9 protein-coding genes are annotated in these 11,244 nt (G+C 67.0%); 6 read left to right on the forward strand and 3 right to left on the reverse strand.

Annotation, left to right across the window (positions count from 1 at the left end; genetic code table 11):
* Nucleotides 1-48 precede the first annotated feature (48 nt).
* The 3 genes from R5W23_RS21375 to R5W23_RS21385 all read right to left on the reverse strand — a co-directional run bounded on the left by R5W23_RS21375 (nt 49) and on the right by R5W23_RS21385 (nt 3,198).
* Nucleotides 49-1,227 carry a DUF1501 domain-containing protein gene (locus R5W23_RS21375; protein ID WP_320688033.1) on the reverse strand — a complete coding sequence of 393 codons (1,179 nt, stop codon included), beginning with the start codon at nt 1,225-1,227 and terminating at the stop codon, nt 49-51.
* A gap of 81 nt (nt 1,228-1,308) precedes the next feature.
* Nucleotides 1,309-2,490, reverse strand: coding sequence for a glycosyltransferase family 4 protein (locus tag R5W23_RS21380; protein ID WP_320688034.1), 1,182 nt, complete (start codon nt 2,488-2,490; stop codon nt 1,309-1,311).
* A 75-nt stretch (nt 2,491-2,565) separates the two neighbouring features.
* Nucleotides 2,566-3,198, reverse strand: a complete 633-nt coding sequence (locus R5W23_RS21385) for a TIGR03000 domain-containing protein (RefSeq protein WP_320688035.1) — start codon at nt 3,196-3,198, stop codon at nt 2,566-2,568.
* Nucleotides 3,199-3,474: 276 nt separating this feature from the next.
* On the opposite strand from R5W23_RS21385, the gene mqnE reads away from it, so the two are divergent.
* From mqnE to R5W23_RS21415, 6 genes are all read left to right on the forward strand, one after another.
* The gene (mqnE, locus tag R5W23_RS21390) at nt 3,475-4,617 is read left to right on the forward strand and encodes an aminofutalosine synthase MqnE (protein WP_320688036.1); all 1,143 of its coding nucleotides are present in this window, start codon (nt 3,475-3,477) and stop codon (nt 4,615-4,617) included.
* 222 nt (nt 4,618-4,839) lie between these two features.
* Entirely contained in the window at nt 4,840-5,766 is a 927-nt protein-coding gene (locus R5W23_RS21395) for an ADP-ribosylglycohydrolase family protein (RefSeq protein ID WP_320688037.1), read from the forward strand.
* A gap of 417 nt (nt 5,767-6,183) precedes the next feature.
* Nucleotides 6,184-7,308 (forward strand): tRNA epoxyqueuosine(34) reductase QueG, encoded by a 1,125-nt coding sequence (gene queG, locus R5W23_RS21400; protein ID WP_320688038.1) that lies wholly within the window; start codon nt 6,184-6,186, stop codon nt 7,306-7,308.
* 139 nt (nt 7,309-7,447) lie between these two features.
* On the forward strand, nt 7,448-9,217 hold the full coding sequence (locus tag R5W23_RS21405) for a GspE/PulE family protein (RefSeq protein WP_320688039.1): 1,770 nt from the start codon (nt 7,448-7,450) through the stop codon (nt 9,215-9,217).
* A 129-nt stretch (nt 9,218-9,346) separates the two neighbouring features.
* On the forward strand, nt 9,347-10,558 hold the full coding sequence (locus R5W23_RS21410) for a type II secretion system F family protein (RefSeq protein ID WP_320688040.1): 1,212 nt from the start codon (nt 9,347-9,349) through the stop codon (nt 10,556-10,558).
* A gap of 198 nt (nt 10,559-10,756) precedes the next feature.
* On the forward strand, nt 10,757-11,209 hold the full coding sequence (locus R5W23_RS21415; RefSeq protein WP_261185316.1) for a type II secretion system protein GspG: 453 nt from the start codon (nt 10,757-10,759) through the stop codon (nt 11,207-11,209).
* The last annotated feature ends 35 nt before the right edge of the window (nt 11,210-11,244 follow it).

Below are 11,244 nucleotides of genomic sequence, written 5' to 3' on the forward strand. Positions count from 1 at the left end.
CACATGGGCGGGAGCCCTGTGCGCCCGACGCGGTGCGCTCTTTCGCGATCAGAACAGTTCCGCGACCGGCGTGCCCGGGTACACGTTCACCGGTGTGCCGTCCGGCCCGGGGATCGTAGCGTTGTGGGGAACGCCGAGCGCATGGAAGACGGTGCTGACGAGTTCCTGCGGCGTAACGGGCCGCTCCGCGGGTTCGCTGCCGGTGGCGTCGGAGGCGCCGATCACCTGACCGCCCTTCACCCCGCCGCCGGCGACGAGCGCGGTCCAGCACCCGGCCCAGTGGTCGCGCCCGCCGTTGCTGTTCAGCTTCGGAGTGCGCCCGAATTCACCTGTCGCAACCACGAGGGTCGATTCGAGCAGGCCGCGCTCTTCGAGGTCCGTGAGAAGCCGTGCGACAGCGGTGTCGAAGCTCGGGGCAACGATGTCGCGCACGTCCGCGAGCGTGGTACGAAGCGAGCCGCCGTCCGCATGGCAGTCCCAGGACGGCGAATCGAAGACGGTGGGGAACTGGTTGATGGTGATGAACCGACCTAGAGGGAATTTGGTGAAGGATACGGGACACCCGGCGCAGTTTTGGCCGAACGCAGTCATCCCGTAGCCGGGATTAAGGTCGAAGCGCCGGGCGAGCCCCTTATTTGTGAGAGATTGTTCAGTCCAGCCAACCTCAACGTAACGAAACGGAACACGTTCGCCGAGGTAACCGGGGCCAAAGCCGCGCCCGACTCGGATGCCCGTTTCGACGTGTGGTTCTGGACAAACGAAGTGGCGTGACGCAAGAGGCATTAACTCGGTGTCGCCGTTGAGAAACTTCCACACACAACCGACGCTCGGCCACTCGGGGCCGTCGCGAAACAGTCGGCCGGTGTTCAGCAACTGGAACCCGCTCTCGTGAACCGGCGGGGCGTCGTGGTACATCGACCGCACCAGCGCGAACTTATCGCTCACCTGAGCGAGCTTCGGGAAGAGCTCGCTCAGGTGCAGGCCCGGCACCTTCGTTTGAATCGGGCTGAACGGCCCGCGCACGTCAGAAGGCGCGTTCGGCTTGGGGTCGAAGGTGTCGAGGTGCGCCGGCCCGCCCACCATGTTGATGAAGATGCACGACTTCGCTTTTCCGATGGCGAGCGGGGGGCGTGAGCCCCCCGAGGCGCTCGCTGCGAGGGTCAACCCGGCGGCTCCGGCGGCGGTGGTGCGGAAGAAGTCGCGGCGGGTGGGGTGCGTGGCTGACATGGCGCGGTCCGTCCGGTGGGTGCGGGGCGGGTCGAAGTGGCCCCATCGTACCGAACTGAACCGCGGATGCAATCAGGCGGCTTACTTCTTCCGTGCGGCGAGCGACTGTTCCAGCCCTTCGGACGCGGTCCGGGCGGCGGTGTCCCAACTGTGGTGCCGGACCACCCACGCGCGGGCGGCCGTGCCCGCCGCGACGCGCGTCCCGGCATCGGACCACAGTTCGCTTAGCGCACCGGCCCAGTCTTCCGGCGATTTGGCGAGTCGCGTGCCGCTCTCGGACGGGCTGCGGAGGCCGTTCAGCGCGACCGACGAGCAGACGATGGGCTTGCCCATCGCGGCGGCTTCGAGGAACTTGTTCTTGATGCCCCCGCCGCTCACGAACGGGAACACCACGACCTGATGCGACGCCACCGCGGGACGCAGATCCGGCAAATCGGGAATCAGCTCGATGCCGTCGCGACCCACGAGCGCCCGCACCGCCGGGGTGGGGCTGAAGCCGTAGACGGTGAACGTTGCGTCCGGGTGGGCGGCGCGGACCCGGGGCCACACCTTCCCGCAGAACCACTCGAGCGCCTGCACGTTGGGGCCGAAATCGAGCCGCCCCCAGAAGGTGCAGCTCCGCTCGCGCTGCGGCACGTCTTGCGGCTTGAAGTGCTCGGCGTCCACGCCGTTGGGAACCACGTCGATACCGCGGACGCCCGCGACCAGCCGCATCGCGCGGCGGTCAGCGTTGGTGACCACCCACACGCGGTCCAGCATGGAGCGGTACGCACGCTCGTAAAGTCCCTTGACCAAGGCTTGCTTGAATTCGCCCCACGTATGGCGCTGGAACAGCCGCACCTGCGAGGTGTGGTGCCAGGCCCACTCGTCGGCCGCGTACCACACCCGGAGCTTCCCCTTCACCGCTCCCAGGTAGGGAAGGACGTTCAGCCCCACCACGACCACGCCGTCGGCGCCCATGTCGAGCGCGGACTGCCCGACGCACCGCACGCGGTTCTCGTCGATGCCCCAGTAGCCCTGGAACTTGCGCTGGAGCCAGCGGTAATTGGGTACTGGCCCGTCCGCCGGTTCGCCCCGCTTGGGGAACGTGCGCTGGAAGCTGAGCGGGAGCCCTGCGACCGCTTCGGGAAGTGGATCGGCGGCGGTGAGGAGGCCGACTTCGTGGCCCAGGCGGGTGAGCGCCTGCATCATGTGGAAGCAGTGAACGTCGTGCCCGCTCGACCGCGGCCAGGAGAGCGAGTCTTTAACGAACAGCAAGCGCATTGAAATCCCCATCGCGCCCCCGGTTCGTTCGCGCGAACCGGGGAACGCCGCTGATCCGTTACCGCCGCGCCGGGGTCACTTCGCGCCGGCGGTCGCGATGCCGGTCGGCGCGAGGGTCACCTGTGCGGTTTCACCCGCCCGCACCACCACCGTCTCGGTGACGCGCTCGGTGCGGCCGTCGCGGGTCACCTCCGCGGTGAGCTCGTACCGGTAGCTTACGCCCTTCTGGAGTTCCGGCGTGCGGAACGTCCGGACCGCCCCGGTCCCGGGCGCCGAGGCGCCGTTGAACAGCAGCTTCGCGTCGGCCGGCAGGGTCACCGCCACCTCCGCCGCTGCCGTCCCGGGGTCGGCCTTCGGCGCGTCCTTGTGTTCGGCCGGCGCGGCCGGCGCCACGTCGCCGCTCGTGTGCCCGCTGAGCGGGTAGTTGTAGTACCCGGCCGGGCCGTGGTCCGTGTACCCCGCGTACCCGCCGCCCGCGGCCCAGTTCGCGTACGGGCCGGAGCTGAAGTCGTAGTACGCGTACCACGGGTAGAACCACTGGTGCTTGTACGTGTTCGTGTACCAGCCCGGCGGGTTCGCCGACGGCCACGTCACCGAGCTGACCACCGGCTGGTGGGGCCGGTGGTGGCGGTACTGCGCGTCCGCAGTGCCCGCCGCACCCACCAGCCCACCGCCCGCGAGCACCGCCGCCAGTAGCAACTTGCGCATGAGAGCCTCCGTGATGCCTGTTCGCGTTGAAATGCGCGCACCAACCCGATTCTGCGCCATAACCCGGCGGGTTCAATCAGTTCGCCCAGAGTTCCGGGCTTCTCGCGTGCCGGAGATAGGGGTTAACCCTCCGGCGCCGATTGCGGTTAGCGCGGGGAGCGATAAAACATCGTGGAGCGTTTCAGGTTCTGGGTTCCAGGTTCCGACCGGGCGCCGGCCCCGCCCGGGTCTCGACTTGTGACGCCCGGAACGTGGAACCCGGAACTCGGAGCGCACATGACCACGACCGCAGCCCGGCTCGCCGACATTCGCGACAAGGTCCATTCGGGCACGCGCCTCACGTTCGACGACGGGCTGTTCCTCGACCGGAGCGCGGACCCGTTCACCCTCGGCGAGCTGGCCAACTTCGTCCGCGAGAAGAAGAACGGCAACGTCACGTACTACAACGTGAACCAGCACCTGAACCCGACCAACGTGTGCGTCTACCGGTGCGCGTTCTGCTCGTTCCGGGCCGACCTGAAGTCGCCGTCCGGCTTCGTGATGACCGACGAGCAGATCCTCCAGCGCGCCCGCGAGGCGAGCGCCCAGGGGGCCACCGAACTGCACATCGTCGGCGGGCTGCACCACCTGCTGCCGTACGAGTGGTACCTGAACATCATCCGCAGCATCCACCGCGAGTTCCCGGACCTGCACCTGAAGGCGTGGACGGCGGTGGAGTGGGACTGGTTCGAGCGCATCACGAAGCGCCCCACGAAGGAACTGCTCGCGGAGATGAAGGAGGCGGGGCTCGGCTCGCTCCCCGGCGGCGGGGCGGAGATCTTCCACCCCGAGGTGCGCTCGAAGCTCTGCGATTACAAGGCCGACGCGGACCAGTGGCTGCGGGTCCACCGCGAGTGGCACGAGCTGGGCGGGAAGTCGAACGCCACGATGCTCTACGGGCACATCGAGACCGCGGAGCACCGCCTCGACCACATGCTCCGGCTGCGCGAACTTCAGGACGTGACGGGCGGCTTCCAGACGTTCATCCCGCTGGCCTTCCACCCGACGAACAACCCGCTCGGCAAGGACATCCCGAAGCCCAGCGGGCTGATGGACCTGAAGGTGATGGCGCTGGCGCGGCTGATGCTGGACAACTTCCCGCACATCAAGGCGTACTGGCAGATGCTGACGGTGAAGGTGGCGCAGGTGGCGCAGAGCTACGGGGCGGACGACATCGACGGCACGGTGGTCCACGAGACGATCTACCACGCCGCCGGGAGCGATTCGCCCCAGGAGCTGACGGTCCGCGAGTTGCGGCGGCTGATCGAGGAGGCGGGCCGCGTGCCGGTCGAGCGCGACACGCTGTACAACGAGGTGGTGCGTCAGGCGCCCGCCGAGAAGAAATGGGCGACAGGACGGAAGCTCGTTCCGTTAAACTGATGCACGTCGGCCGCACAGGGCGCCCGCCCTGTGCTACGTCCGCCGGCCCCTCCGGGGCGGAGATCAAGTTAAAAGGCGAAAGTGCAAAGACAAAAGTGCTGCATCCTTTTTGACTTTGCTCTTTTGCCTTGGTCTTGCACCCCGGAGGGGTCGCCGAGCGTAGCACAGGGCGGGAGCCCTGTGCGGCCGATGCGAATCGACCTCCGAACCGGAGAACGCCCAATGACAACTCTCGACCGCTACCGCGGCTGCCTGCTCGGGCTGGCCGCCGGAGACGCCCTCGGGACCACCCTGGAGTTCGAGCAGCCCGGCTCGTTCGAGCCGCTGACCGACATGGTCGGCGGCGGCCCGTTCAACCTGAAACCGGGCGAGTGGACCGACGACACCTCGATGGCGCTGTGCCTCGCGGAGAGCCTCGTTACGCGGCAGGACTTCGACCCGGTTCACCAGCTCGAAACGTACTGCCGGTGGTGGCTTGACGGGCACCTGAGCGTCAAGGGCCGGTGCTTCGACATCGGGAACGCGACCCGCGGCGCGCTGGCGCTGTTCAAGCGGAACCCGCACCCGTTTTGCGGCGACCCCAGCCCGACCGCGGCCGGGAACGGGTCGCTGATGCGGCTGGCGCCGGCCCCGCTGGCGTTCGCCCGCGACCCCGAGAAGGCGACTCACCTTGCTGGCGAGAGTTCGCGCACCACGCACGCTGCCGCCGAGTGCGTCGAGGCGTGCCGGTACTTCGCGGGCTTGCTGCTCGCGGCCGTTAGCGGGATGCCGAAGGCGCAGATCCTGAACAACAACTACGAGCCGGCGCTGGCGCACTTCCTCCGCAGCCCGCTGACGGGCAAGGTCGCGCAGATCGCCGGCGGGTCGTTCGCGGCGAAGGAGCCGCCGCAGATCCGCGGCAGCGGGTACGTGATCCATACACTTGAGGCGGCGCTGTGGGCGTTCCACGGCACCGACACCTTCCGCGACGGCGCGCTGAAGGTGGTGAACCTCGGCGAGGACGCGGACACAACGGGCGCCGTGTACGGGCAGATCGCGGGCGCGTACTACGGAGCCGACGGCATCCCGGCGGAGTGGCGTGCGAAGCTGGCGATGCGCGACCTGATCGAGCAGCGGGCCACCGAACTGCACCAAATGGGGCTGGGGTGACCGGCGCATGTGCGGGCTCGGTCGCTGTCGCTCAGATGGAAAGGCCCAGAAGATTTTGACAGGATCGACAGGATAAACAGGATTTCAAATTGATCTCAGTCATTTCAATTTCGGTCCGCATATGCGTGTACGGGGGGCCTCAGTGTGGTCCGCTCACTCCGTGAGCGGTCGCTCCGGGGCTCGGATGTGCGTTGCGCACAACGACCAAGCCGGCGACGCGCGGAGCGGACCTGATCCGCGGAGCAACCGCTCACGGAGTGAGCGGACCACACTCCAGGGCAGAACTGCGGCGCGAAGTTGAAACGACTGGATCTGCCTTCATCCTGTTTATCCTGTCGATCCTGTCAAAATCTGTCTTCGTGAACACGAGGGCTGAAACGAAGCCACGGTCATGCGCCCCTTCCGCCACCAGTTCTTATGGGTGACCTCGAAGAACGTCTGAAGGCCGAGGCCGCGCGGCTGGGGTTCGCATTGTCGGGCATCGCCCCCGCGACCGACGCCGACGGCTTCGGGCGATTCGCGGCGTGGCTCGACCGCGGGTTCGCCGGCGAAATGAGTTACCTGCCCAAGCTGCGGGCGGAGCGGCAGCACCCGCGGAGCGTGCTGGACGACGTGCGCAGCGTGTTGATGGTGGGGCTCGAGTATTCTGGAGTGCGGAATTTGGAATTCGGAATTCGGAGTGAAAACGAAACCCAAGAGAAAGCCGAAACGAGCAGCACGAATTCCCCTTCTGCTGTTCCGCATTCCGAATTCCGCACTCCGCATTTCGGAAGGGTCGCGGCTTACGCCGCCGGGCCGGACTATCACCGGTACATCTGGGACCGGCTCAACGCCCTCGCGGCGTGGCTCGAAGAGCAGGTGCCCGGATCGCGCACCGAAGCGGTCGCCGACACCGCCCCCCTTCTCGAACGCGACTTCGCCCGGCGCGCCGGGCTGGGGTGGGTCGGCAAGAACACGATGCTGATTAACACCCGCCGCGGAAGCTTCTTCTTCCTCGGCGCGGTTCTCACGACCCTCGAACTGGCACCCGACCCGCCTGCTACCTCTTCGCACTGCGGAACCTGTACCCGGTGCCTTGAGGCGTGCCCGACCGGCGCGTTCACCGAGCCCTACGTCCTCGACGCGCGCAAGTGCATCAGCTATTTAACCGTCGAGCTGCGGTCGGAAATTCCGGTCGAACTGCGCGAGCCGATGGGGCACTGGCTGTACGGCTGCGACGTGTGCCAGGACGTGTGCCCCTGGAACCGGAACGCGGGCGAGCGAACCGTTGCGCTCCCGCACGACCCGGACCTGGCCTGGCTCGACCCGATTGAACTGCTCGGGCTCGACGCCGAGGCGTTTCGCAAGCGCTTCAAGAAAACGTCACTGTTTCGCAACCGCCGGCCCGGTCTCCTACGGAACGCCGCCGTCGTTTTAGGTAACATCGGCGACTCGCGGGCCGTTCCGGCGCTGGAGCAGGCGCTCGCCGATTCCGAAGAAACGATCCGCGAAGCCGCCGCGTGGGCGCTGGCGCGAATCCGCGCCCGGATGTGCCGGTCGTAAGCCCTTACGGTTTACCCAGATTCAGCGGGTTCTCATTTCTTCCGGAGTAAAATCGGTTACGCTCGAAACACCTCCGACACACCACAGGTAACGATTCCCACCCGCCAACGGATTCGTGTGGGCGGAGGTAGGTATTAATATGCAACTACTTCAGACCCTCGTTCACCGCGGCCTCCTCCCCGAGGGCGACCGGTTCCGCGCCAGCGAAGCGATCAAAGCCAGTCCCGACTACCCGCCCCACCAGATCCTGATCGACAAGGGGTTCGTTCGCGAGGACGCGCTCCTGCCGGTTCTGGCCGAGGAGTTCGGGCTCGAACAGGTGGACCTGTCCCACGCGAAGATCGAAAAGGACGTGCTCGCGGCCATGCCGCAGAAGCTGGTCCACCGCAAGAACCTGATGCCGGTCGCGCGGCACAACGGCACCCTGGTCGTCGCCACCAGCGACCCGTTCGACGTGTACGCGCTCGACGAGCTGCAAACGCTCACCGGGCTCCACGTGATGCCGGTGCTGGCGCCGGCCCGCGAGATCTCCCGGCTCATCAAGCAGTACTTCGGGGTCGGCGGCGACACCGTCGCGGCGCTCGCCGAGGAGGCCAAGAACCAGGACGACGTCGAGCTGCTCGAGGCGCTCGAGACGGACGACTCCGAGATGGCGAAGGCCGCCCAGGAGGCGTCGGTCGTCAAGCTCGTGAACCAGATCCTCGTGGAGGCCGCCAACGAGCGCGCCTCCGACATCCACGTCGAGACGGAAGAGAAGGGGATCCGCATCCGGTACCGGATCGACGGGCTGCTCCAGAACCAGAACCTGCCGCCGGAGATCAACCGGTTCGCCCTGGCGATCGTGAGCCGCCTGAAGATCATGGCGCGGCTCAACATCGCCGAGAAGCGGCTCCCGCAGGACGGCCGCATCAAGATGAAGGTGCAGGGCCGCGAGATCGACGTCCGCGTGTCCATCATCCCGATGATCCACGGCGAGGGGATCGTCATGCGGCTGCTCGACAAGGGCCGCATGTCGTTCAGCCTCAAGACCTGCGGGATGCTGCCGGACATCTACGGGAAGTTCAAGCAGGTCATCGACCGGCCCCACGGGATCGTGCTCGTCACCGGCCCCACCGGGTCCGGGAAGTCCACGACCCTCTACTCCGCGCTCAACGAGATCAAGGACGAGGTCACCAAGATCATCACGGTCGAGGACCCCGTCGAGTACAACCAGGAAGGCATCTCCCAGATCCAGACGCACGCGAAGATCGGGCTCACGTTCAGCCACGCGCTGCGCTCGATCCTGCGGCACGACCCGGACGTGATCCTGGTGGGCGAGATCCGCGACAAGGAGACCGCCGAGATGGCGATCCAGGCGTCGCTCACCGGCCACATGGTGTTCAGCACGCTGCACACCAACGACGCGCCCAGCGCGTTCACCCGCATGATCGACATGGGCGTCGAGCCGTTCCTCGTGTCCTCCACCGTGGAAGGGGTGATGGCCCAGCGGCTGGTGCGGACCATCTGCCCGGACTGCAAGACCACCTACGTGCCCGACCCGGACGAGCTGCCGCTGGACTTCCCCGGCCGCAAGGGCGCCCCGCAGCCGGCCCCGGACATCGCGATCCAGCAGGGCCTGGTGGAGATGATGAACACCGGCCCGGTGGCCGACGGGAAGCTGTGGAAGGGGATGGGGTGCCGCGCGTGCCGCCAGGGCGGGTACCGCGGCCGGACCGGCATCCACGAGCTGATGATCAACAACGACGTGATGAAGGAGCTGGTGGTCCAGCGGGTGAACTCGAGCGTCATCCGCCTGGAGGCGCTCAAGGCCGGGATGATCACGCTCCGCCAGGACGGGTGGCGCAAGGTGCTCAACGGCACCACCACCGTCGACGAGGTGACCCGCACCACCGCGGGCGACATCTCATAATTCGGAACGCGGAGTTCGGAATTCGGAGTGAGAACACGCGCCGAGTTTCGCGTTTCGCAATCAGCCTGTACGCGGCTTGGGACTTTGTTTTCGTTCCGCACTCCGAACTCCGCATTCCGAATTCGCGCTATGCCTGACTTCACCTACGAAGCGCTCGCCCGGACCGGGGCCAAGTCCACCGGGACGCTCACCGCCAACAGCGAGCGCGAGGCGGCGCTGATCCTCGACGGCCGCGGGCTGTTCCCGCTCAAGATCAGCCTCGCGAAGAACCAGGCGGCCAGCGCCGGCGGGTTCTTCGCGGGGGTCAGCGGGCGCCAGGTGGCGACCATGTACGCCCAACTCGCCGACCTGCTGCACTCCGGCGTGCCGCTACTCCGGTCGCTGGAGCTGCTGGAGCGGCAGAGCTCCAACAAGACCCTCAAGTCCGTGCTGCGCGACGTGCGCGCCCGGGTGGCCGACGGCACCGGGCTGGCGCAGTCGATGGCCGCGCACCCCAAGGTGTTCGACGAGCTGGCCGTCAGCATGGTCCGCGCCGGCCAGGAGGGCGGGTTCCTCGAGGACGTGCTCAAGCGCATCGCCGCGTTCGTCGAGAACCAGGAGGACATGAAGTCCAAGGTGGTCGGGTCGCTCGCGTACCCGGTGTTCCTCGCGGTCGCCGGGTTCCTCGTGCTGAACGTGCTGGTGATCTTCTTCGTGCCCAAGTTCGAGAAGGTGTTCGAGAAGCTCAAGGAGAAGGGCGAGCTGCCGTCGGTGACGGTGGGCCTGATCGCGCTGAGCCACTTCCTCCAGTCGGCGGAGGGCGTCGTGTCCGCGGTGCTGGCCTTCGCGGCGGTGATCGGGTTCTTCGTCTGGACCCGCCGCGGCGGGCGCACGTGGGCGGACAAGATGCGGCTCCGGCTCCCGCTGTTCGGGCCGGTGTTCCGGAGCCTCGCGCTGTCCCGCTTCTGCCGCATCCTCGGGACCATGCTGCACAACGGCATCCCGATCTTGAAGGCGCTCACGATCGCCAAGGACTCGACCGGCAACCGGGTGCTGTCGCTGGCGATCGAGAAGTCCGCGGAGAACGTGACCGCCGGCCAGAAGCTCGCCGACCCGCTCCGCAAGTCCGGGTACTTCCCCTACGACGTGGTCGAGATGATCGCCATCGCGGAAGAGGCCAACACCCTGGAAACGGTGCTGGTGCAGATCGCCGAGGGGCTGGAGAAGCGCACCTCGCGCAGCCTGGAGCTGATGGTGAAGCTGCTCGAGCCGCTGATGCTGCTGGTGATGGCCGGGATGACGCTGGTCATCGTCGCCGGGCTGCTGCTGCCGGTGTTCAAGATGGGCAGCACGGTCGGGTGAGCGGTGCGGACGGTAACAGGCGCAACACGCCGCGGGCCGCTGCGCCCGAGTGTTTTGCGCCTTTTTACTTTTCCGTTTGCCTCTTGCGAAGCGCCAGTTCTCATGGCGGGTTAACTGCTCCGCAGCTTATACTGATGTTGTAGTGTCGGCCACACCGTCCCGCCCCAGAACCCGCGAGTCGCGGGAGGAGAATGGATCATGCTGCTTACGACCGCTGCCCGTAAGTCCGGCCGCCGCGCCGCGTTCACCCTGCTCGAAGTGCTGGTGGTCGTCGCGATCATCGTCATCCTGGCGAGCGTCGCCACCGTCGCCACCACGCGGTACCTGGAAGACGCCAAGAAGACCAAGGCCCAGCTCGCCTGCAAGGCGATCGTGCAGGCCATCGACTCGTACAAGCTGAACCAGGCGAACACGATGCAGGAGGCGCCGAGCGACCTGAGCCAGCTCCTCAACCCGCCGTTCGGCGGCACCGGCTTCCTGAAGAACGGCCAGGAGGACCTGATGGACCCGTGGGGGCAGCAGTACCAGTTCAAGGAGATCCAACAGGGCGACGGGTCGAGCACGACGCTCGTGTTCACCCACGCGAAGGACGGCACCAACACGCCGATCAGCCAGTACGGCACCGGCCAGGCGTCCCGCGTGAGCCAGTGACCGCCCGCGGGCCGTCGCCTCAACCCCATCCCGAG

Source organism: Gemmata algarum, assembly GCF_034097035.1.
GTDB classification, from domain to species: domain Bacteria; phylum Planctomycetota; class Planctomycetia; order Gemmatales; family Gemmataceae; genus Gemmata; species Gemmata algarum.

Excerpts from the sequence above, each read along its gene's own strand:
- R5W23_RS21375 (WP_320688033.1), bottom strand. The coding sequence starts at position 1,227 with ATGTCAGCCACGCACCCCACCCGCCGCGACTTCTTCCGCACCACCGCC.
- R5W23_RS21380 (WP_320688034.1), bottom strand. The coding sequence starts at position 2,490 with ATGCGCTTGCTGTTCGTTAAAGACTCGCTCTCCTGGCCGCGGTCGAGC.
- R5W23_RS21385 (WP_320688035.1), bottom strand. The coding sequence starts at position 3,198 with ATGCGCAAGTTGCTACTGGCGGCGGTGCTCGCGGGCGGTGGGCTGGTG.
- mqnE (WP_320688036.1), top strand. The coding sequence starts at position 3,475 with ATGACCACGACCGCAGCCCGGCTCGCCGACATTCGCGACAAGGTCCAT.
- R5W23_RS21395 (WP_320688037.1), top strand. The coding sequence starts at position 4,840 with ATGACAACTCTCGACCGCTACCGCGGCTGCCTGCTCGGGCTGGCCGCC.
- queG (WP_320688038.1), top strand. The coding sequence starts at position 6,184 with ATGGGTGACCTCGAAGAACGTCTGAAGGCCGAGGCCGCGCGGCTGGGG.
- R5W23_RS21405 (WP_320688039.1), top strand. The coding sequence starts at position 7,448 with ATGCAACTACTTCAGACCCTCGTTCACCGCGGCCTCCTCCCCGAGGGC.
- R5W23_RS21410 (WP_320688040.1), top strand. The coding sequence starts at position 9,347 with ATGCCTGACTTCACCTACGAAGCGCTCGCCCGGACCGGGGCCAAGTCC.
- R5W23_RS21415 (WP_261185316.1), top strand. The coding sequence starts at position 10,757 with ATGCTGCTTACGACCGCTGCCCGTAAGTCCGGCCGCCGCGCCGCGTTC.